Source organism: Streptomyces dengpaensis (genome assembly GCF_002946835.1).
GTDB lineage: Bacteria > Actinomycetota > Actinomycetes > Streptomycetales > Streptomycetaceae > Streptomyces > Streptomyces dengpaensis.
On the sequence record NZ_CP026652.1, the window covers coordinates 4,217,101 to 4,237,817 of the forward strand.

Consider the following 20,717-nt stretch of genomic DNA (forward strand, 5'->3'; position numbering starts at 1 on the left):
CCTCGGCGTCAGAACCGTGGAAACACCCCGGTCCGCACGCGCCTACTGCACGTCGACGTAGTCGCCGGTCGCGTTGACGGCGGGGGTGGTGGAGGTGCCGGCGAAGGACCAGCGCCAGTAGCCGTCCTCGGACGCGGTGGCCGTGGTGCTCAGGGCGCCGGTACTCGAGGTGTTCACCGTCTTGACCGTCGTGTAGGTGGTGGAGCCCGCCTTGCGGAACTGGAGCTTGACCGGCTGGCCGGCGTAGCCCCGGTAATCGAGGGTGTCCCAGCTGACGCGGGTGAGGCTGCCGCTGACGGTGAGGGTCCTGCCCTTGACGACCGGCTCCGGGCTCGCGTTGACGGTGAGCTTGGATGTGCGCTTGAGGCGGGTGGTGGTGGCCGCCCACCGCTCGGCCCGGCTGTCGTCGTTGGCCGACACCTGGACACCGGCCTTCCAGGTCCCGGCGTCGGCGCTGGTCAGCCACGAGTCGGGTTCGAAGGTGAAGGTCTTCGAGCAGGTGGACGTGGTGGCGCTGGAGGCGACGCAGTCCGCGGGGGTGAAGTCCTCGTTCGGCAGGACGTAGTCGGTGGCGTTGTCGTAGGGGTCGACACCGGACGGGCCCCGCCACAGGTAGAAGTCCGCGTCCCAGATGCCCGACGGGTCGGTGGCGGTCACGGAAATCGTGACGGTACGGTCGGCCGTGCCGATCACGATGTCCTTGCCACCGTTGACCAGGACCTGGTTGATCTGGATATCGCCGACGGTCTCGTCCGCCAGCGCGGCCGGAGCGGCGAAGCCGCCCAGCACGGTGGCGGTGGCGAGCACGGCAAAGATCGCGCGTCTGCGCATCTTTCTCCCTTATGGAGCGAAGAGGCACCCGCCGGAAACAGGACACGGCGGGTGGATGAGACGCCACTCTAATCACGCCACACGTCGTTCGGCAGCCCCACACCCCCGGACGGGACGTTCCCGCACCCTCGACCCGCACGACCGCAACGGACGGCGGACACGTCTGTCCCAGACACGGAACCACCCGGTCCTCTATGCACGTCGATCTCCGAGAGGGTATACATCGTGAAGATCATGTGAAGCCAGTGGCTTTACGGGACATGGCTCGACATGTGAGTCATCTGAGTGGGGGGTTCATCCATGGCACTTTTCGGGAACGCGCACACCGTCGACCCGGCCTCGGCACAGCAGGACTTCGCGCGCCTGATGGGCCAGAACGAGCAGGTCCACGCGGCGTACCAGCTGATACGCGACACCATCCTGTTCACCGACCGTCGCCTCATCCTGGTCGACAAGCAGGGCATCACCGGCAAGAAGGTGGAGTACCACTCCATCCCGTACCGCAGCATCACCCACTTCGCGGTGGAGACCGCCGGCACCTTCGACCTCGACGCCGAGCTGAAGATCTGGATCTCCGGCTCCTCGGTCCCCGTCGAGAAGACCTTCACGAAGGGCGTCGACATCTACGAGGTCCAGGCGATCCTCACGCAGTTCGTTGCGCGGTAGATCCGCTGGTCACTGCCCCTCCCTCGCCTGCTGACATCCGCTCACTCGCGCGAGGGCGGGGCCCTCGCCGGGACACCACCGCGGCGGCCGGTCCGGGGAGCGGCCCCCGGCGCTGGCATGTCCGCGCCCACCCGTATGGTTTCCGCCATGGCAGTCCCCGAGGTCATTCCGATCGCCTATGAGCCGAAGCACCGTACCGAGACCATCGGACGGTACGCGGACGGTCAGTTCCTGGCGTCGATCACGTACGCGTTCCCCGAAGGGTTCCGTCCCGACGACGGCTGGGAAGAGCACAAACGCCTGTACACGGTGCTCCACACCTTCGACGCCGACGGCCACTACCGCGACTCGGAGATCTGGTGCGCGGGCACCTGGGCCGAGCAGCAGCGCGACCCGCACGGCGACAACTCGGTCCTCTCCCAGGCCCGCGTCCACCTGGCGAAACTGCTGCGCAGCCTGCCCCGCCGCTCCTACACCGACATCGCGATCCGCCCCTTCCAACTCACCTTCGACGGCGTGCGGTTCGGCCTGCTGACGGGAGAGGACGGGGGCGAGGGCTGGGCCGAGCTCTACCCGGACCACCTCGGGTTCGGCGAGCCCTGGGACGGTACGTACGACACGTGACGGTACGTAGGACACGTGAAGTACGCACGACACCTGCGGTACGTACGGGGCCTGAGGGCCTCTGAGCGGCCCGCTCCCTGGCTCATTCCCGACTGCCGTCCTCCCGCCGGGCCCGGCGGGCGCGGCTCTGCCTGATGGCGGCCGCGGCGAGGGCGAGCAGGACGCCGGCACCGAGCGAGCCGAGGAACTCCGGCAGGGCGTCACGTACGAGTGAGTGTCCGCCCGTCGCTCCGTCGGGAACCGCGGGCGCCGCGGGAGCGGGCGCGGTGGGAGCGCCAGCCGCCGGTGCGACGGGCAGGCTCGCCAGCAGAAGCGCGCAAACGAGCAAACGGTACCGCAGTGGCGCCGCACGGCCACCGCTTCGGCCAGGAAGCACCCCACGCGCACACGGTTGCCTTAGCTTGAACATATCGCCCCTTTGAATGAAGTGGGTGGGAGAGACCGGGCCGTTGCGAACCGGCGGGCAGCAGGAAGCACGGCCCGGTCTCGGCAGGACCGGCCGTCGCTGACCAGCCGGTTTCTCCAGTCGACACCCTCGGGGACGGGCCGTGGACGCCGAACGCGACGTACGCCGGCGTCAGAAGGAGTCCTACCGGGCCCAACAGGCGCGTCTCACCGCCCGCCTCAAGCGTGTGGAGGGCGACGCGGCAGCAGCCCGCGACCGACTAGCCGCGCTGACGATGACACTGAACGAGACGAGGGCCCGCGAGTCGGCCGCCGTACAACTGTCCCCCGCCACGGCCCCGGCCAACACCATTCCAGCCGCCACAGCTCCCGCCAACACAGCTCCAGCCACGACCGCTCCCGCCAACACAGCTCCAGCCGTAACCGATCAGGCCGCCGCCGGCCTGCCTCCGTGGTACAGCCTCGCACCGCACCCGCTCGTCGCCGACTTCACGGACCCAGGCACGCAGTACGACTCCTCCGCCTGGTTCGGCGCCTTCCCGGACCCGTACGACGGCCCCGGGCTCCAGTACGACGGCTACGGGCTCCCGTACGACCACTCCGCCCCGTACAACGCGCACGCGTACGCCGGCTACCCCGGCCCGTACAACGCTGACAGCTACGCGCCCCCGTACTACGCCACTGGCCACGGCACGGTCGTACAGACGCTCCCCGCACCGCGCAGGCGCCTCCTGATCGCTCCCTTCCCACAGTTCGCGCTGCCGGCCCTGCCCCCGAATCCGGCGCCCTCACCCGAACCCCTTCCACGCACATCCCCCCTGCGCAGACTCTTCAGGCGACCCCGCCGGGGAAAGCACGCACGGGGCCGCGGCGACTGATCGTCGCCGTCTTCGCGTGCACATACGGAAGTGGCCCGGAACCGACGGCGGTTCCGGGCCATTTCACGAAGCGTGACCTACTTCGGCTGCGGCTTGCGCACCGAGATGTTCAGCTCCCGCAGACGCGTCTCGTCCAGCTCCGTCGGCGCGCCCATCATCAGGTCCTGCGCGTTGCCGTTGAGCGGGAACGAGATCGTCTCGCGGATGTTCGGCTCGTCCGCGAGGAGCATGACGATGCGGTCGACGCCCGGGGCGATACCGCCGTGCGGCGGGGCGCCGAAGCGGAAGGCGCGGAGCATGCCCGCGAACTGCTCCTCGACGGTCTCCCGGTCGTAGCCCGCGATCTCGAACGCCTTGAGCATGATCTCCGGCTCGTGGTTCCGGATCGCGCCGGAGGACAGCTCGACGCCGTTGCAGACGATGTCGTACTGCCAGCCGAGGATGTCCAGCGGGTCCTGGGTCTCCAGGGCCTCCAGGCCGCCCTGCGGCATCGAGAACGGGTTGTGCGAGAAGTCGATCTTGCCGTCGTCGTCCTTCTCGTACATCGGGAAGTCGACGACCCAGCAGAAGCGGAAGACATCCGACTCGAAGTGCCCGGCACGCTTCGCGGCTTCGACCCGCACCGCGCCCATGATCTTCGAGACCTCGTCGAAGTCGCCCGCGCCGAAGAACACCGCGTGGCCGGGGGCCAGCGACAGCCGCTTCGTCAGCTCCGCGACGTTCTCCTCCGTCAGGAACTTCGCGATGGGACCGGACAGCGAGCCGTCCTCGGCCACCCGCACCCAGGCCAGGCCCTTCGCGCCCTGCGAGACCGCGAAGTCACCGAGCTGGTCGAAGAACTTCCGGGGCTGCGCGGACACGTCCGGCACCGGCAGGGCGCGTACGTGCTTGCTCGCGAAGGCCTTGAACTCGGAGCCCTCGAAGATGTCGGTGATGTCGACCAGCTCCAGCTGGGCCCGCAGGTCCGGCTTGTCGGAGCCGTACTTCAGCATCGCCTCACGGAACGGGATGCGCGGGAAGGGGGAGGTGACGTGGCGGCCGTTGCCGAACTCCTCGAAGAGCTCGGTCATGAGCTTCTCGATCGGCTGGAACACGTCCTCCTGCTCGACGAAGGACATCTCCACGTCGAGCTGGTAGAACTCGCCCGGCGAGCGGTCCGCGCGCGCGTCCTCGTCGCGGAAGCAGGGCGCGATCTGGAAGTAGCGGTCGAAGCCGGAGATCATCAGCAGCTGCTTGAACTGCTGCGGGGCCTGCGGCAGCGCGTAGAACTTGCCCGGGTTGAGGCGCGAGGGGACGACGAAGTCGCGGGCGCCCTCCGGGGAGGTGGCGCTGAGGATCGGCGTCGCCATCTCGTTGAAGCCCAGGGCCGTCATCTTGTGGCGGATCGCCGAGATGACCGCAGTACGCAGCATGATGTTGCGGTGCATGCGCTCGCGGCGCAGGTCGAGGAAGCGGTACTCCAGGCGCCGCTCCTCGTTGACGCCGTCCTCGGCGTTGATCGTGAACGGGAGCGGGGCGGCTGCGCCGAGCAGCTCGACCTCGCTCACCTCGACCTCGATCTCGCCGGTGGGCAGATCCGGGTTCACGTTCTCCGCGCCGCGCGAGACGACCTTGCCGTCGACGCGGACCGTCGACTCCTTGGTGAGCTTGTCGAGGGCCTCGTAGGCGGGCGTGCCGGGCCGGGCGACGAGCTGCGTGATGCCGTAGTGGTCGCGCAGATCGATGAAGAGGATGCCGCCCAGGTCTCGGCGATTGTGCAGCCAGCCGCTCAGCCGGACGTCGCTTTCGACGTCAGAGGCGCGGAGCTCGCCGCAGGTGTGGGACCTGTACCGATGCATCGTCGTTCATCCAGTCTTCGCGGATCGGGGTCTGTTTCACGTGAAACGTCCAAGGCCTGGGCCCGGACCTCCCAAGGGTACCGGGCACCCCAAGATCGCCGCCCCCAATACTCTCGGCGGCAAGTACGGATCACTCTCGGTGGCGGGAATGGGTCATCCTCGGTGGCGGATACGGATCATCCTCGGTGGCGGATACAGGTCATTCTCGGTGGCAGGTGCGGATCACCTCTTCATACAGTGGGTCAATGCTCACTGGTGAGGCCCTGCCCACGGTGGGGGACGTGCTGGCCGCCCTCGCGACCGGCCTGTGGCGCTGGGACAACGCCACGGGACTGGTCACCTTCGACGCCGAGGCCGCCCGGCTCATCGGTCTGCCCGCGCAGCCGGCGACGCTCACCGTGGCCGCCACGCGCTCCCACTTCCACCCCGCCGACTGGAACGAGATCGACGGGGTCGTGCACCTCGCCGTCGCCGAGGGCACCCTCGCCGAATCCCGGATGCGGATCATGGACGAGCACGGCCGGGTGATCCGCACCGTCCGCAGCCGCTCCAGGCCGATCATCGACCCGAAGACCGGGGAGTTCGAGCTGATCGGCACCCTTCAGGAGGTCTCCGAACAGCCGCCGGACGCCGCCGCTCGCACGCCCCTCACCGGCGACTGGCGCCGATCACGGGAGGCGTTCCTGCTGGACGCGGGGCGGGCACTGGCCGAGGCACGGTCCACGGAGGAGGTGCTGCGGGTCGCGGCCGGGCTGTCGATGCCCGGCTTCTCCCCTGACGGGCTCGCCGTCTTCGGCGCGGAGGGCGACCGGCTCACCCTCATCGGCCACCACGGGCACCAGCCGGGCGACGAGGGACCCTTCACCCACATGGGGCTGAGCACGAACTATCCGGCCGCGGAAGTCGTCCGCACCGGCCGTGCCGTCTACCTCTCCTCCCCGGAGGAGTACAAGGAGCGCTACCCCGGCTCCTGGCCGCTCGCCCAGCACTTCGGCCGGCAGTCCTGGGCGTTCCTGCCCCTCAGTGTGGCGGGCCGCACCATGGGCGCGTGGATGGCGGCCTTCACGTACCACGTCACCTTCACGCCCGACGAGCGCTCGGTCCTCACGACCGTCGCCCGCATGCTCGCCCAGGCCCTCACGCGCGCCGGAGCCGAAGAGACCGAGCGCGAGCTGACCGACGGGCTCCAGCGCTCGATGATGCCCACCCTGGGCCCCCAGATACCGGGCATGAGCGTCGCCGCCCGCTACGTCCCCACCGGCGGCGGCCTGCAGGTCGGCGGCGACTGGTACGACATGATCCCGCTCCCGACCGGCCGCTTCGCCCTGGTCATCGGCGACGTCCAGGGCCACGACGTCCGCGCGGCCGGGCTGATGGGCCAGCTCCGCATCGCCCTGCGCGCGTACGCCTCCGAGGGCCACCATCCGGACGCGGTCCTCTCCCGTGCCTCGCGCTTTCTGTACGGGGTCACGGAGTCGGTGACGTACGGGTCGAGCGGCGGCGCGGGCAACGGCGGCAGCAGCAACGGCAAAGGAGAGGGCTGCGATCATCGCTTCGCGACCTGCCTGTACGTCGAGGTCGACCCGGCGACCGGGACGCTCGACATCGCCCGCGCCGGGCACCCTGACCCCGCGATACGCATGGCCGACGGAACCGTGCTGATGCGGCCGACCGCGGGTGGGCTACCGCTCGGCATCGACCCGGACGCCGACTATCCGAAGACCCGGCTCGTCCTGGAACCCGGCGAGACCATGCTCATGTGCACCGACGGACTCATCGAGACCGGCGGTCACGACCTCGACACCGGCTGGCGCCGCATCCGCCGGACCCTCGAATCCCACCACGGCGACATGGAGTCCCTCGCGGAGGCCCTCGTCCAGGCCGTCCACGGGCCCTCCTCGCACCACACCCCCGGGCCGCTGATCGACCGGCGCGAGGACGACATAGCCCTCCTGCTGCTGTGCCGGGAGGAAGAGGGCCGCGGCGACACGGCCACGACCGTACGGCCGGCGCGCCGCACGATGCTGACCGTGGCGCAGGCTGAGCCCGAGTGCATCGCCGGGGCGCGCCAGCAACTGCGGGAGTTCCTCCATGACTGGGACTCCGAGGACCGGGTCGACTCCGCGGTCCTCCTCGTCTCGGAGATGATCACCAACGTCCTCGTGCACACCGACGCCGACGCGCTGCTCGTCGCCGAGGTGACCGGCGACCCGGGCGAGCGGCGGATGCGGGTCGAGGTCACCGACGCCGGCGACGACCTGCCGCACCGGCGCCATCCCGGCGAACTGGCGTCCTCCGGGCGCGGGTTGGTCCTCGTCGAACTCCTCGCGGACTCATGGGGCGTGGACCCGCGCGGGAAGGGGAAGAGCATCTGGTTCGAGTTCTACGAGTGCTACGAGCCCGACGCCTCCGGCGCGCCCGGGGAGCCTGGGGCTTCCGACGCGTCTGACGCGTCTGACGCCTGTGACGCGTAACGCTTCCGGAGTTCGTGCAGCACCCCAAACGCGGCCGCCGTCAGCGGTACGGCGAGCAGCATGCCCAGGATCCCCGCGACGGACGCGCCCCCCGTGATCGCCAGCATCACCGCCGCCGGATGCATCTGCACGGTCCGGCTGTGGATCACCGGCTGCAGCACATGCCCCTCCAGGACCTGCACGGCGAGGACGACCCCGAGCGCCCAGAGCGCGATGACGAACCCCCGGTCCGCGAGCGCGACCAGCACGGCCACCGCGCCCGAGAGGAACGCGCCGAGATACGGGATGTACGCCGTCACGAAGACGAGCGCGCCCAGGCCCGCCGCTCCCGGGACGCGCAGGATCAGCAGCCCGACGGTGATGCAGATCGCGTCGATGAGCGCGATGAACGTCGTCCCGCGCATGAACCCCTCGACGGCCTCGAAGGCACGGCGGGCCATGGCTACGACGACATCGGCGGTCCCCCGGGGCGCCAGCGACCGCAGCCACCCGCCCGCCCGGTGCGAGTCCCGCAGGAAGAAGAAGACGAGCAGGAGCGCCAGTACGGCAATGGCGATGGTCTCGCCCACGACGCTGACGCCGGTGATGACATTGGACGCGGCCGTGCCGCCGAACTTGGTCAGCAGTTCCCTGGCGTTGGAGGCGAGGTCGTCGAGGGAGGTGCCCGCGGCCCCGAAGTGCTCGGTGAGGGATTTCGCCGCCTGCTTGAGCGAGGCGATGATCTGGTCGCCGGTCTCGATGAGCGCGGCCACGACGATGTAGACGGCGCCGCCCACGAACACCACCACCGCGACACAGGTGAGCCCGGCGGCCAGCGACCGGTTGACCCGCATCTTCACCAGCCGCCGGTACAGCGGCCCGAGCAACGCGGTCCCGAGCAGCGCGAGCAGCACCGGCACCACCGCCGTACGGAACTCCCCGCACAGCACGATCCCCAGCCACCCGACGCCGGCGACGAGCAGGATCACGGCACACCACGCGGCCAACCGCCGGGCACCTTCAGGGAGTAGCTGCACCCTGCCAGCTGACCATGCGTCAGCCGGGGCGTCTTCTCGGGAAGGCCGAAAGGGGGAGGGCCCGGACCGGCGCCGGCCACACGCGTACGAGAAAGCCCCGTCCGGTACGGCGGACGGGGCTTCCCCCTACTGGCTTCAGCGCAGGCGACTGACTCAGCACGAGCGGCTTACTCGGCGCAGGCGCTTACAGCCCGCCGTCCGACATCCCGTGCACCGCCGGAATCGTCCCCAGGCGGCCCTTCTGGAAGTCCTCGAAGGCCTGCTGCAGCTCCTGACGGGTGTTCATCACGAAGGGGCCGTAGTGGGCCATGGGCTCACGGATGGGCTGTCCGCCGAGGAGGACGACCTCCAGGTCGGGGGTGTGGGAGTCCTGCCGCTCGTCCGCGCGGACGGTCAGCGAGGTGCCGGTGCCGAAGACGGCGGTCTGGCCGGTGTGGATCGGGCGCCGGTCCACACCCACGCTGCCGCGCCCGGCCATGACGTACGCCAGACCGTTGAAGTCCTCCCGCCACGGGAGCGTGATCTCGGCGCCGGGCGCCACGGTCGCGTGGACCATGGTGATCGGGGTGTGCGTGATGCCCGGGCCCTGGTGGCCGTCGAGCTCACCGGCGATGACGCGGAGCAGCGCGCCGCCGTCCGGGGTGGTCAGCAGCTGGACCGTGCCGCCGCGGATGTCCTGGTACCTCGGGGCCATCATCTTGTCCTTGGCCGGGAGGTTCACCCACAGCTGGAGGCCGTGGAAGAGGCCGCCGGACATCACGAGGGACTGCGGCGGCGCCTCGATGTGCAGAAGGCCCGCGCCCGCGGTCATCCACTGGGTGTCACCGTCGGTGATGGTGCCGCCGCCACCGTTGGAGTCCTGGTGGTCGAAGGTTCCGTCGATGATGTACGTCACGGTCTCGAAGCCGCGGTGCGGGTGCCAGGGAGTCCCCTTCGGCTCGCCCGGCGCGTACTCCACCTCGCCCATCTGGTCCATCATGATGAACGGGTCGAGGTGCTTGTAGTTGATCCCGGCGAACGCGCGGCGCACCGGGAAGCCCTCGCCCTCGAAGCCGCTGGGCGCGGTCGTCACGGTGAGCACGGGACGGGCAACGGCGTCGGCCGGCGCAGCCACACGGGGCAGGGTCAGCGGGTTCTCGACGGTCACTGCAGGCATGTCGGTACCTCCTTGTGGTGCGATTCTAGTTGAACGTTGAACTTTCCGCCACCCCTAACGACGAACGCCCGGAGGGCATTCCCTCCGGGCGTCCGGGATGTCGTACGAGAACGGGTGCTAGCCGTACACGAGAGGAGCGCTAGCCGTACATACGGCGCATCGCGAAGTCCACCATCTGTTCCACGGCCTTCGCGTCGAAGACCATGCGGTGCTCGCCCTCCATGTCGAGCACGAAGCCGTAGCCGGTCGGCAGCAGGTCGATCACCTCGGCACCGGTGATCACGAAGTACTTGGACTCCTTGCCGGCGTACCGGCGCAGCTCCTTGAGCGAGGTGAACATGGGGATCACCGGCTGCTGGGTGTTGTGCAGCGCGAGGAATCCGGGGTTGTCGCCGCGCGGGCAGTACACCTTCGACGTCGCGAAGACCTGCTGGAAGTCCTCCGCGGTCAGCGACCCCGTGGTGAACGCGCGGACCGCGTCCGCGAGGGACGGCGCCGACGGCTCGGGGTAGAGCGGCGGCTGCTGGCCGTAACCGCCGGGCATCTGCCCGCCCGGCATTTGCCCGGGCATCTGCTGCTGGGGCGGCGCGTACCCCTGCTGGGCGCCTGCGCTCTGGTCGTAGCCGTACATGGGTCACAGAGTAGTGGGCCACATATGGGCCATCAGGGGTTGATTGTTGTTACTGGCGGGTAGCATCATCTTAGCTACTTGTTGGTACGTGAACTAGGTGCGAGGAGTCAGTGCCTCGCCGATCCCTTAACGGAGCCGTCGCCATGGGGCACTACAAGTCAAATCTCCGCGACATCGAGTTCAACCTCTTCGAGGTGCTCGGGCGCGACAAGCTGTACGGCACCGGCCCATTCGCGGAGATGGACACGGACACCGCCAAGAGCGTCCTGGAGGAGCTGACGCGCCTCTCGGAGAACGAGCTCGCCGAGTCCTTCGCGGACGCCGACCGCAACCCGCCGGTCTTCGACCCGGAGACGAACACCGCTCCGGTCCCGGCCTCCTTCAAGAAGGCGTACAAGGCCTTCATGGACTCCGAGTACTGGCGGCTCGGCATCCCCGAGGAGCTCGGCGGTACGACGGCTCCCCCGTCGCTGATCTGGTCGTACGCGGAGTTGATCCTCGGCTCGAACCCGGCCGTGTGGATGTACTCCTCCGGCCCGGCGTTCGCCCGCATCCTCTTCGAGGAGGGCACCGAGGAGCAGAAGCACATCGCCAAGATCGCCGTGGAGAAGACCTGGGGTTCGACCATGGTCCTCACCGAGCCGGACGCCGGTTCGGACGTCGGCGCCGGCCGCACCAAGGCGGTCCAGCAGGAGGACGGCTCCTGGCACATCGAGGGCGTGAAGCGCTTCATCACGTCCGGTGAGCACGACATGGAGGAGAACATCCTCCACTACGTGCTGGCCCGCCCCGAGGGTGCCGGCCCCGGCACCAAGGGCCTGTCCCTCTTCCTCGTCCCGAAGTATCTCTTCGACTTCGAGACCGGCGAGCTGGGCGAGCGCAACGGCGTGTACGCGACGAACGTCGAGCACAAGATGGGCCTCAAGGCCTCCAACACGTGCGAGATGACCTTCGGCGACCGCCACCCCGCCAAGGGCTGGCTGATCGGCGACAAGCACGACGGCATACGCCAGATGTTCCGCATCATCGAGTTCGCCCGCATGATGGTCGGCACGAAGGCGATCTCCACGCTGTCGACGGGGTACCTGAACGCCCTCGAGTACGCCAAGGAGCGCGTCCAGGGCCCCGACCTGGCGAACTTCATGGACAAGACCGCGCCCAAGGTCACCATCACGCACCACCCGGACGTGCGCCGCTCGCTGATGACGCAGAAGGCGTACGCGGAGGGCATGCGCGCCCTGGTGCTGCACACAGCGGCCGTCCAGGACGAGATCGCGCTGAAGGAAGCGGCCGGCGAAGACACCGCCGCCCTTGAGGCCCTCAACGACCTGCTCCTGCCGATCGTGAAGGGCTACGGCTCCGAGAAGGGCTATGAGCAGCTCGCGCAGTCCCTGCAGACCTTCGGCGGCTCCGGCTTCCTGCAGGAGTACCCGATCGAGCAGTACATCCGCGACGCCAAGATCGACACCCTGTACGAGGGCACGACCGCGATCCAGGGCCAGGACTTCTTCTTCCGGAAGATCGTCCGCAACCAGGGCGCGGCGCTGAACTCCCTCGCCGAGGACATCAAGAAGTTCCTGGCGCTCGGCACCGGCGGCGAGGAGCTGGCCGCCGCCCGCGAGCAGCTCGCCAAGGCGGCCGTCGAGCTGGAGGCCATCGTCGGCCTCATGCTCACCGACCTCGCGGCCACCGAGCAGGACGTCAAGAACATCTACAAGGTCGGTCTGAACACGACCCGCCTGCTGATGGCCTCCGGCGACGTCGTCGTCGGCTACCTGCTCCTCCGCGGCGCCGCGGTAGCCGCCGAGAAGCTGGAGACCGCCTCCGCCAAGGACCAGGCCTTCTACACCGGCAAGATCGCGGCCGCGAAGTTCTTCGCCGCCAACGTCCTGCCGGGTGTCACCGGTGCGCGCAAGCTCGCCGAGGGCGTGGTCCTGGACCTCATGGAGCTGGACGAGGCGGCGTTCTAAGGCCGCCTCGGTCTGAAGCCCCTTCGGGCAGAAGTGGCGAGGCGGCGTCCCCGAACCGCTTCGGGCAGAAGTTGGGCGGACGCCCGACCGGAACCTGCACGTCCGGTCAGGTGTCCGCCCTTGCACACCCCCCACACCCCCCTTACGAGGGCCCGCTCCCGTCGCCGGGAGCGGGCCCTCGGGCGTCGTTAAGGTGAACCTATGCGCACACCCTCACGCTTCGACCGCGGCCACACCGACGACCTCATGTCCTTCCTGGCGGCCAGCCCGACGCCGTACCACGCGGTGGCGAACGCCGCCGAGCGGCTGGAGAAGGCCGGATTCCGTCAGGTCGCCGAGACGGACGCGTGGGAGGGGAGCAGCGGCGGCAAGTACGTGCTGCGCGGGGGCGCGATCATCGCCTGGTACGTCCCGGAGGGCGCCGAGGCGCATACGCCGTTCCGGATCGTGGGCGCACACACCGACTCCCCGAACCTGCGGGTCAAGCCGCTGCCGGACAGCGGCGCGCACGGCTGGCGGCAGGTGGCCGTGGAGATCTACGGCGGGCCGCTGCTGAACTCCTGGCTTGACCGGGACCTGGGCCTCGCGGGGCGGCTGTCGCTGCGGGACGGCACGACGCGTCTGGTGAACATCGACCGGGCCCTGCTGCGCGTGCCGCAACTCGCCGTCCACCTGGACCGTTCCGTCACCACCGACGGGCTCAAGCTCGACAAGCAGCGGCATCTGCAGCCCGTCTGGGGGCTCGGCGACCCCAGCGAGGGCGACCTGATCGCCTTCCTGGAGGAGGAGTCGGGCCTTGCCGCGGGCGAGGTCACCGGATGGGACCTGATGACCCACTCCGTCGAGCGGCCCTCCTACCTGGGCCGCGACAACGAGCTGGTGGCGGGCCCGCGCATGGACAACCTGCTCTCCCTGCACGCGGGGACGTCGGCGCTGGTCGCAGTCGCGACGGGCGACGCCGGCCTGTCGTACATCCCCGTCCTCGCGGGCTTCGACCACGAGGAGAACGGCTCGCAGTCGGACACCGGCGCGGACGGTCCGCTGCTCGGCAACGTGCTGGAGCGGTCGGTGTTCGCGCGCGGCGGCTCGTACGAGGACCGGGCGCGAGCCTTCGCGGGCACCATCTGCCTCTCCTCCGACACGGGCCACGCCGTCCACCCCAACTACGCCGAACGGCACGACCCGACACACCACCCGCGCGCCAACGGCGGCCCCATCCTCAAGGTGAACGTCAACAACCGCTACGCCACGGACGGTTCCGGCCGCGCGATCTTCGCCGCCGCCTGCGAAAAGGCCGGCGTGCCCTTCCAGTCCTTCGTCTCCAACAACGCGATGCCCTGCGGCACCACCATCGGACCCATCACCGCGGCCCGCCACGGCATCAAGACCGTCGACATCGGCGTCGCCATCCTGTCCATGCACAGCGCCCGCGAACTGTGCGGCGCAGACGACCCGTTCCTGCTGGCGAACGTGCTGGTGGCGTTCTTGGAGGGGTAATCCGGCCGCTCACACGCGGGAGATGACGGAGCTCCGCCGGCTCAGTCGTCCATGCCCGCGAGGACGAGCGGCAGCCGTTCCGCGCCACCCTCCGTGAGCCGGACCGGTACGCCCCAGTCCTGCTGGTGGACGTGGCAGGCCGGGTATTCGTTGGAAGGGTCGTCGTCGCAGGACGCGGCCATCGCGGAGACATGCAGGACGCCCTCCGGGACGGCCGGGTTCAGCTCCAAGGCGCGGGAGAGGTCCGTTCCTGCGCCCTCGCCCTCGAGCAGCAGCTCGGGCGGGGTCGAGGAGACGAGGAGCCGGGTGGACGGTCCGTAGCGGGTGTCCAGCTTCTGCCCCGCCGGGGCCTGGAAGATGACGTCCAACTGGAGCCCACCCGGCGCGACTTCGGTGGCCGCGCGCTGGGTCCGGTGGGCGACCGACTCGACCCGTACCGCCTCCTCCGGCAGGCGCAGCCGGGTCAGCCGGTGGCGGGCGGACTCGACGACCACGATGTCGTCGCCGACGAGCACCGCGTCGCTCGGCTCCCGCACGTCCGTGGCCAGCGTGGTCACTTCGCCCGTCGCCGGGTCGTAGCGACGCAGCGCGTGGTTGTACGTGTCGCTCACCGCGACCGAGCCGTCGGGGAGGGCCGTGACGCCCAACGGGTGCTGGAGCAGGGCCTGTTCGGCGGCGCCGTCACGGTGGCCGAAGTCGAAGAGACCGGTGCCGACGGCCGTGTGGACGACGCCGTCGAGGTCGACCCAGCGCAGCGCCGAGGTCTCGGAGTCGGCGAGCCACAGCCGGTCGGCGGTGGCCGCGAGCCCCGACGGCTGCGCGAACCAGGCCTCGGCCCCCGGTCCGTCGACGAGCCCCTCGTTCGTCGTACCGGCGGCGACCCCGACGGTCGCTCCCCCAGAGCCGAAATCCTGGGTGGTACCGCCAGCGGGGTCGTACGCCCACAGCTGGTGCACACCGGCCATGGCGATCCACACGCGCCCGCCGAAGAGGGCCACGTCCCACGGCGAGGACAGGTCGATCTCGCGCGCGGGACCGGACGTGGGCGAACCCTGCCGCCACTGGCGCCCCGTCCCCGCGAGGGTCGTGACCTCGCCGGTCTCGAGGTCGAGGCGGCGCAGAGCGTGGTTCACGGTGTCGGCGACGACGACCGAGCCGTCGTCGAGGAGCGCGAGCCCCTGCGGTTCGCTGAACCCGGCGGAGTCGGCCGCACCGTCCACAAAGCCCCGTACGCCCGAGCCGATCCGCCGCACAACCGACTCCCCGTCGGCCTCCAGCTCCACCAGCTGGTGCCGGGTCGTGTCGCTGACCAGCAGATTCCCGTTCGGCAGGGCGAGCGCCTTGCCCGGGAAGCGGAGCGCGGTCGGCTGGGGCTCCGGCGCCACGTACGGCCCGTCGCCGCGCCGCAGGGTCCCCTTCGCCGTGTGCTCGGCCTCCAGCTCCTCCACCAGCTGGGCGATCGCGTGCGCATGCCCCTCACCGGCGTGCTGCGCGACGATGTACCCCTCGGGGTCGATCACGACGAGCGTCGGCCAGGCACGCACCGCGTACTGCTTCCAGGTCGCGAGCTCGGGGTCGTCCAGAACCGGATGCTCGACCCCGTACCGCTCGACGGCGTCCACGACCGCCTGGTGCTCCGCCTCGTGCACGAACTTCGGCGAGTGCACCCCGATGAACACCACCGTGTCCCGGTGCCTCTCCTCCAGCTCCCGCAGCTCGTCCAGGACGTGCAGACAGTTGATACAGCAGAACGTCCAGAAATCGAGGATGACGATACGTCCTCGCAGGTCGGCGAGGGTGTACTGCTCATCTCCCGTGTTCAGCCAGCCGCCCTTGCCGGTCAGCTCGGGGGCGCGGACACGGACGCGACGGGGGGTGGCCGGGGTGGCGGACGGCGCGGACTCGTTCATGACTCAAGAGTGCCACCCGCCACTGACACTCAGTTCAGGGCATGGCCCGTGGCGGCATACACGGGGCGGGCAGGGGCGTACGACCGGCCGGCAGCCGCAGGACGATGGAAACCTGCGGGCCCGGCTGCGGCGGGTGACCGGACTCGGCCCGTCGGCCTACCGGCGGCGTTTCGGGCCGCCTGCCGGGGAACCGGTGAGGGTATGAGATACCTCGTACGCGACCGGCTCCTCGGCTTCGGCGACGACTACTGGATCGAGGACGACCGTGGCAACAAGGTCTTCCTCGTCGACGGCAAGGCCATGCGGCTGCGGGACACCTTCGAGCTGAAGGACACGCAGGGGCGGGTCCTGATCGACATCCACCAGAAGATGCTCGCCCTGCGCGACACGATGATCATCGAGCGGGACGGCGATCCGCTCGCGACCATCAAGCGCAAGCGCCTGTCCCTGCTCCGCAACCACTACCGCGTGTCCCTGGTCGACGGCACCGAACTCGACGTCAGCGGCAAGATCCTCGACCGCGAGTTCGCCATCGACTACGACAACGAACTCCTCGCCCAGATCTCCCGCCGCTGGCTCCACATCCGCGAGACGTACGGCCTGGATGTCGTACGGGAGGACGCGGATCCGGCGCTGCTCATCGCCATCGCGGTGTGCGTGATCCATCTGGCGGAAAAGGAGCGCGCCGAGGACTGAAACAGCAGCCGAGGGAGACAGCACCGGACGTGGGCAGCGGTGGACCGGGACAGCACCGGGCCGTGATACCTCCCGCCCCGGGGAGTCAGCGACGCGGAACGTCCAGCCCCAGCAACCGGTCCTTGAGCGCCGGGAACTGTTCCCGGGTCGTCGCGACCTTCGCCGGGTCGAACTCCACGGTGAGGACCTCCTCGCCGGGCCCCGCCTCGGCGAGAACCTCCCCCCAGGGGTCGACCACGATGGAGTGCCCTGCCTGGGGAACTCCGGCATGCGTACCGGCCGTTCCACACGCAAGCACGAACGCCTGGTTCTCCACAGCCCGCGCCTGCGCGAGCAGCGTCCAGTGGGACCGCCGCCGCTCCGGCCACCCGGCCGGAATGACGAGCGTCTCGGCCCCCGCGTCGACGAGCCCGCGGAAGAGCTCGGGAAAGCGGAGGTCGTAGCAGGTGGCCACGCCGATCACGGTTTCCGGCAGCCGGACCGTCACCAGTTCGGACCCGGCCCCCATCAGCACGGCCTCGCCCTTGTCGAAGCCGAAGCGATGGATCTTCCGGTAGGCGGCGGCGAGTTCACCGGTGGGCGAGAAGACGAGGGAGGTGTTGTAGAGGGGGCCCTCGGCGGAGCCGCTGTCGGACGCGGGCCGCTCGGGAATGGAGCCCGCGTGCAGCCACACGCCCGCGTCACTCGCCGCCTTGGCCATCACCTCGTACGTGGGCCCTTCCAGCGGCTCGGCCTCCGCCCCGAACCCTTCGTACGCGAACGCGCCGGTCGTCCACAGCTCGGGCAGCACCACGAGATCGGCACCGTCTTGTTCCCGTACGAGAGCCGCCACACGCCGCCGGCGCGAATCGACCGATTCGGTGTCGTTTACGTCGATCTGGAGGAGAGAGGCGCGCACACTACCACCGTCCTGGCATTCGAGCCGTCCATACGGGCCTACGATCGTCACACGAAAGCACTGCCGGGGTGCCTCACAGCAGCGTAACTTAGCGTCCCAAGACACCCGCTGCCTGTGCACTGCCCGCGTCCCAACCGCCCGAGGGGTCCCGTTCCGTGAGTCTGCATCCCAGTCTTCAGTCCTACGCCGACGCCTGGACCCACTCGATCGAAGCGATATCGGAGCTGGTCCAGCCGCTTGTGGAAGGCGAGTGGAACCGGCGGACCCCGTGCCCGGGGTGGTCCGTCCGTGACGTCGTCTCGCATGTCATCGGCCTCGACTGCGAGATGCTCGGCGACCCGCGGCCGATTCACACGCTCCCCCGTGACCTGTACCACGTGACGAACGAGCACCAGCGGTACATGGAGATGCAGGTCGACGTACGCCGCCACCACACGGCGCCGGAGATGACCTCCGAGCTGGAGTACACGATCATCCGCCGCAACCGCCAGCTGCGGAACGAGAACCGGCAGCCCGACACCAAGGTGCGCGGTCCACTCGGCACCGAGGTCACGCTCGAACAGGCCATGCGGAACCGCGCGTTCGACGTCTGGGTGCACGAGCAGGACCTCCGCGCCGCCCTCGGCCGGCCGGGCAACCTCGACTCCCCGGGCGCGCTCGTCGTCCGCGACCAGCTCCTCGCCGCCCTGCCGAAGATCGTCGCCAAGGACGCGAGCGCGCCTGCCAACTCGGCCGTGGTCTTCGACGTCCACGGCCCGGTCGAGTTCCTCCGCACGGTCCGCGTGGACGCCGACGGCCGCGGCTCCATCGACGGCGCCCCCTCCCTCGGCCCGGCCGCCACCCTCGCGCTCGACTGGGAAACCTTCGTCCGCCTGGCCTGCGGCCGCGTCCACGCCGACGCCGTGTCCGACCGCATCAAGGCGGAGGGCGACCAGGAGCTGACGGCGGCGATCCTGAGGAGCCTGACGATCACGCCGTAGGGCGGCGGGCAGGGGCGGAGGGGGCGAAAGCCCCCACGCCGCGACCCACGCCGGAACTACGCGGGCACGTGCACCGTCTCCACCCGACTGGCCACCAGCCGCTCCCGCTCCCGCCGGGCCGCCTGCCTGCGCAGCCGGAAGATCTGGCTCAGACCGACCGCCTGAAGGACGAACACGGCGGAGAAGGCAACCCGGTAGTTGTCACCCGTCGCGTCCAGCAGGACACCAACGGCCAGCAGCGTCGTCATCGAGGCGACGAAACCCCCCATGTTGGTGATCCCGGACGCGGTGCCCTGCCGCTCGGGCGGATTCGCGGGCCGAGCGAAGTCGAAGCCGATCATCGAGGCAGGGCCGCAGGCCCCCAGCACGACGCACAGCACGGCCAGCACCCACAGCGGCGCGTGATCGCCGGGGTACGCCAGCGTGCCTGCCCAGACGGCCGCGGTCGCGCTCACCGTGCCGAGCACCAAGGGAAGCCGCGCCGCGTGATGCCGGGCGACGATCTGCCCGTACACCAGGCCGACCATCATGTTGGAGAGGACGACGAGCGTCAGCAGTTCGCCGGCCGTCACCCGTGACAGCCCCTGTGCCTCGACCAGGAACGGCAGGCCCCACAGGAGCAGGAACACCATCGCCGGGAACTGTGTCGTGAAGTGCACCCACATCCCCAGCCGGGTGCCGGGCTCCCGCCAGGACGCGACGATCTGGCGGCGGACGTACGCCGCCCCCTGGTGCGGGAACGGCTCCGGCTCATGCCCCTCGGGGTGATCCTTCAAGAACAGCAGCAGCAGTACGAGCACGACCACACCCGCCAGCGCGCTTCCCGCGAACGCCGCCGTCCAGCCCACCCCGTGCAGCAGCCGCGCGATGACGAGGGTCGACACCAGGTTGCCCGCCATGCCGGCGAGCCCCGCGAGCTGGGCGACCAGCGGACCGCGCCGGGCCGGGAACCACCGGGTGCCGAGCCGCAGCACGCTGATGAAGGTCATCGCGTCACCGCAGCCCAGCAGCGCGCGCGAGGCGAGCGCCGTACCGAACGAGGGGGAGAACGCGAAGCCCAGCTGCCCCGCCGTGAACAGCAGGACGCCGATGGTCAGCACGTTCTTGGTGCCGAGCCGGTCGACGAGCAGGCCGACGGGTATCTGCATGCCCGCGTAGACGAGGAGTTGGAGGATCGAGAAGGTGGACAGGGCCGAGGCGCCCACGTGGAAGCGGTCCACCGCGTCGAGTCCGGCCACCCCCAGCGACGTACGGAAGATGACGGCGACGAAGTAGACGGCGACGCCTATGCCCCATACGGCGATGGCGCGGCGGCCGCCCGGAGGGTCTCCCGGGAGCGACGTGGCCGAGTGGGAGCTCATCGGACCTCTCCCCGCGCCAGGTTGGAGAGCCGGCTGACGTGCCGGTGGATCATGCCGACGACCGCCTCCGCGTCACCGGAGCGCAGTGTTTCGAGGATCTGCTGGTGCTCGGTGAGCGTCTTGGTGATCCGGTCGGGGTGGGCGTGCATCACGGCGGCTCCCATCCTCAACTGCCGGTCGCGGAGCTGGTCGTAGAGCCGGGAGAGGATCTCGTTGCCGCCGCTGCGGACGATCTCGGCGTGGAAGCAGCGGTCGGTGACGGCGGCGCCCGCCAGATCCCCGGCCGCGGCCTGCTCCCGCTGCTGTGCCAGCAACTCCTCCAGGCGCGCGATGAGCTGCGGTGAAGCCGGTACGGCCTTGCGCGCGGCGTGCTCCTCGACGAGCTGCCGGGTCTCGACCACGTCCGCGATCTCCTGCGCGGAGACGGGCAGGACGAGCGCGCCCTTCTTCGGGTAGAGCTTGATCAGACCCTCGGCCTCGAGCCGGAGCAGCGCCTCGCGTACGGGCGTCCGCGAGACCCCGACCGCCTCGGCGAGCTCGCCCTCGGTGAGCAGCGTCCCGCCCTCGTAACGGCGTCCCAGGACGCCCTGCTTGACGTGTGCGTAGACGCGGTCGGCGGCGGGGGGTTGCTTCATGGACTTCACGGGCTGACTCGCGGTCTGGTTCATGGCCTGCTGCGCGGGTTCGTTCACGGGCGCGGGCGGGGCTGAGGGCATGCGCACATCATAGATACAACGTGTACGCATGGTCGTGGCCATTTCAGCATGCGGACCCCGCGTGTCCCTCCACGTCAACCACGTAACACAAATTCACCCTCATTCGCCGTACATCCCTTTGCCCTTCTCATGAGTCCGTACGTGAGACGGCACTCTCATGTGCCGTTCTC

Annotated in this window: 18 protein-coding genes; 8 read left to right on the forward strand and 10 right to left on the reverse strand. The window is 69.8% G+C overall.

The features are described 5' to 3' along the window. Nucleotides 1-42: 42 nt before the first annotated feature. Entirely contained in the window at nucleotides 43-831 is a 789-nt protein-coding gene (locus tag C4B68_RS19440; protein ID WP_099502138.1) for a DUF5707 domain-containing protein, read from the reverse strand. Between the two features lie 300 nt (nucleotides 832-1,131). Between C4B68_RS19440 and C4B68_RS19445 the strand changes: the two genes are divergently transcribed. Together C4B68_RS19445 and C4B68_RS19450 are read left to right on the forward strand one after the other, a co-directional pair. Then, the gene (locus C4B68_RS19445; RefSeq protein WP_099502137.1) at nucleotides 1,132-1,497 is read left to right on the forward strand and encodes a PH domain-containing protein; all 366 of its coding nucleotides are present in this window, start codon (nucleotides 1,132-1,134) and stop codon (nucleotides 1,495-1,497) included. Nucleotides 1,498-1,644: 147 nt separating this feature from the next. Beyond that, nucleotides 1,645-2,121 (forward strand): hypothetical protein, encoded by a 477-nt coding sequence (locus C4B68_RS19450; protein ID WP_099502136.1) that lies wholly within the window; start codon nucleotides 1,645-1,647, stop codon nucleotides 2,119-2,121. 82 nt (nucleotides 2,122-2,203) lie between these two features. On the opposite strand, the gene C4B68_RS19455 is transcribed toward C4B68_RS19450, so the two are convergent. Continuing rightward, nucleotides 2,204-2,449, reverse strand: a complete 246-nt coding sequence (locus C4B68_RS19455; protein WP_099502135.1) for a hypothetical protein — start codon at nucleotides 2,447-2,449, stop codon at nucleotides 2,204-2,206. A gap of 220 nt (nucleotides 2,450-2,669) precedes the next feature. Here C4B68_RS19455 and C4B68_RS42485 point away from each other — a divergent pair, with 220 nt between their 5' ends. Further along, nucleotides 2,670-3,404: a hypothetical protein gene (locus C4B68_RS42485; protein ID WP_180289257.1), complete on the forward strand. Its 735-nt coding sequence runs from the start codon at nucleotides 2,670-2,672 to the stop codon at nucleotides 3,402-3,404. 77 nt (nucleotides 3,405-3,481) lie between these two features. On the opposite strand, the gene aspS is transcribed toward C4B68_RS42485, so the two are convergent. Next, nucleotides 3,482-5,242 (reverse strand): aspartate--tRNA ligase, encoded by a 1,761-nt coding sequence (gene aspS / locus C4B68_RS19465; RefSeq protein WP_099502134.1) that lies wholly within the window; start codon nucleotides 5,240-5,242, stop codon nucleotides 3,482-3,484. A gap of 245 nt (nucleotides 5,243-5,487) precedes the next feature. Here aspS and C4B68_RS19470 point away from each other — a divergent pair, with 245 nt between their 5' ends. Then, entirely contained in the window at nucleotides 5,488-7,716 is a 2,229-nt protein-coding gene (locus tag C4B68_RS19470) for a SpoIIE family protein phosphatase (RefSeq protein WP_099502133.1), read from the forward strand. On the opposite strand, the gene C4B68_RS19475 is transcribed toward C4B68_RS19470, so the two are convergent. The 3 genes from C4B68_RS19475 to C4B68_RS19485 form a co-directional block, all read right to left on the reverse strand. Further along, complete coding sequence (locus C4B68_RS19475) at nucleotides 7,635-8,732, reverse strand: AI-2E family transporter (RefSeq protein WP_099502132.1); 1,098 nt, start codon at nucleotides 8,730-8,732, stop codon at nucleotides 7,635-7,637. The two genes, C4B68_RS19470 and C4B68_RS19475, sit on opposite strands and share 82 nt — an antisense overlap. Before the next feature lie 184 nt (nucleotides 8,733-8,916). Then, nucleotides 8,917-9,888 (reverse strand): pirin family protein, encoded by a 972-nt coding sequence (locus C4B68_RS19480; RefSeq protein WP_099502131.1) that lies wholly within the window; start codon nucleotides 9,886-9,888, stop codon nucleotides 8,917-8,919. Between the two features lie 139 nt (nucleotides 9,889-10,027). Then, nucleotides 10,028-10,519 (reverse strand): SseB family protein, encoded by a 492-nt coding sequence (locus C4B68_RS19485; protein WP_099502130.1) that lies wholly within the window; start codon nucleotides 10,517-10,519, stop codon nucleotides 10,028-10,030. Between the two features lie 143 nt (nucleotides 10,520-10,662). Between C4B68_RS19485 and C4B68_RS19490 the strand changes: the two genes are divergently transcribed. Next, a complete protein-coding gene (locus C4B68_RS19490) occupies nucleotides 10,663-12,489 on the forward strand; it encodes an acyl-CoA dehydrogenase (RefSeq protein WP_099502129.1) in 1,827 nt (608 codons plus the stop codon). A 201-nt stretch (nucleotides 12,490-12,690) separates the two neighbouring features. Then, on the forward strand, nucleotides 12,691-13,986 hold the full coding sequence (locus tag C4B68_RS19495) for a M18 family aminopeptidase (RefSeq protein ID WP_099502128.1): 1,296 nt from the start codon (nucleotides 12,691-12,693) through the stop codon (nucleotides 13,984-13,986). Nucleotides 13,987-14,027: 41 nt separating this feature from the next. On the opposite strand, the gene C4B68_RS19500 is transcribed toward C4B68_RS19495, so the two are convergent. Continuing rightward, entirely contained in the window at nucleotides 14,028-15,896 is a 1,869-nt protein-coding gene (locus C4B68_RS19500; protein WP_099502127.1) for a thioredoxin-like domain-containing protein, read from the reverse strand. Nucleotides 15,897-16,097: 201 nt separating this feature from the next. On the opposite strand from C4B68_RS19500, the gene C4B68_RS19510 reads away from it, so the two are divergent. Further along, entirely contained in the window at nucleotides 16,098-16,592 is a 495-nt protein-coding gene (locus C4B68_RS19510; RefSeq protein ID WP_099502125.1) for an LURP-one-related/scramblase family protein, read from the forward strand. Between the two features lie 85 nt (nucleotides 16,593-16,677). Here the strand turns inward: C4B68_RS19510 and C4B68_RS19515 are convergent, their stop codons facing one another. After that, entirely contained in the window at nucleotides 16,678-17,490 is an 813-nt protein-coding gene (locus tag C4B68_RS19515; RefSeq protein ID WP_099502124.1) for a carbon-nitrogen family hydrolase, read from the reverse strand. A 155-nt stretch (nucleotides 17,491-17,645) separates the two neighbouring features. Between C4B68_RS19515 and C4B68_RS19520 the strand changes: the two genes are divergently transcribed. Then, nucleotides 17,646-18,470, forward strand: a complete 825-nt coding sequence (locus C4B68_RS19520; protein WP_099502123.1) for a maleylpyruvate isomerase family mycothiol-dependent enzyme — start codon at nucleotides 17,646-17,648, stop codon at nucleotides 18,468-18,470. A gap of 56 nt (nucleotides 18,471-18,526) precedes the next feature. Here C4B68_RS19520 and C4B68_RS19525 read toward each other — a convergent pair whose 3' ends face one another. After that, the gene (locus tag C4B68_RS19525; protein WP_099502122.1) at nucleotides 18,527-19,831 is read right to left on the reverse strand and encodes an MFS transporter; all 1,305 of its coding nucleotides are present in this window, start codon (nucleotides 19,829-19,831) and stop codon (nucleotides 18,527-18,529) included. Beyond that, entirely contained in the window at nucleotides 19,828-20,499 is a 672-nt protein-coding gene (locus C4B68_RS19530; protein ID WP_373682226.1) for a GntR family transcriptional regulator, read from the reverse strand. The genes C4B68_RS19525 and C4B68_RS19530 overlap by 4 nt, the downstream gene beginning before the upstream one ends. Nucleotides 20,500-20,717: the final 218 nt, after the last annotated feature.

Coding starts and splice junctions, on each gene's coding strand:
- C4B68_RS19450 (WP_099502136.1), top strand. CDS start 1,645: ATGGCAGTCCCCGAGGTCATTCCGATCGCCTATGAGCCGAAGCACCGT.
- aspS (WP_099502134.1), bottom strand. CDS start 5,242: ATGCATCGGTACAGGTCCCACACCTGCGGCGAGCTCCGCGCCTCTGAC.
- C4B68_RS19490 (WP_099502129.1), top strand. CDS start 10,663: ATGGGGCACTACAAGTCAAATCTCCGCGACATCGAGTTCAACCTCTTC.
- C4B68_RS19480 (WP_099502131.1), bottom strand. CDS start 9,888: ATGCCTGCAGTGACCGTCGAGAACCCGCTGACCCTGCCCCGTGTGGCT.
- C4B68_RS19470 (WP_099502133.1), top strand. CDS start 5,488: ATGCTCACTGGTGAGGCCCTGCCCACGGTGGGGGACGTGCTGGCCGCC.
- C4B68_RS19525 (WP_099502122.1), bottom strand. CDS start 19,831: ATGAGCTCCCACTCGGCCACGTCGCTCCCGGGAGACCCTCCGGGCGGC.
- C4B68_RS19510 (WP_099502125.1), top strand. CDS start 16,098: ATGAGATACCTCGTACGCGACCGGCTCCTCGGCTTCGGCGACGACTAC.
- C4B68_RS19445 (WP_099502137.1), top strand. CDS start 1,132: ATGGCACTTTTCGGGAACGCGCACACCGTCGACCCGGCCTCGGCACAG.
- C4B68_RS19500 (WP_099502127.1), bottom strand. CDS start 15,896: ATGAACGAGTCCGCGCCGTCCGCCACCCCGGCCACCCCCCGTCGCGTC.
- C4B68_RS19530 (WP_373682226.1), bottom strand. CDS start 20,499: ATGAACCAGACCGCGAGTCAGCCCGTGAAGTCCATGAAGCAACCCCCC.
- C4B68_RS19485 (WP_099502130.1), bottom strand. CDS start 10,519: ATGTACGGCTACGACCAGAGCGCAGGCGCCCAGCAGGGGTACGCGCCG.
- C4B68_RS19440 (WP_099502138.1), bottom strand. CDS start 831: ATGCGCAGACGCGCGATCTTTGCCGTGCTCGCCACCGCCACCGTGCTG.
- C4B68_RS19495 (WP_099502128.1), top strand. CDS start 12,691: ATGCGCACACCCTCACGCTTCGACCGCGGCCACACCGACGACCTCATG.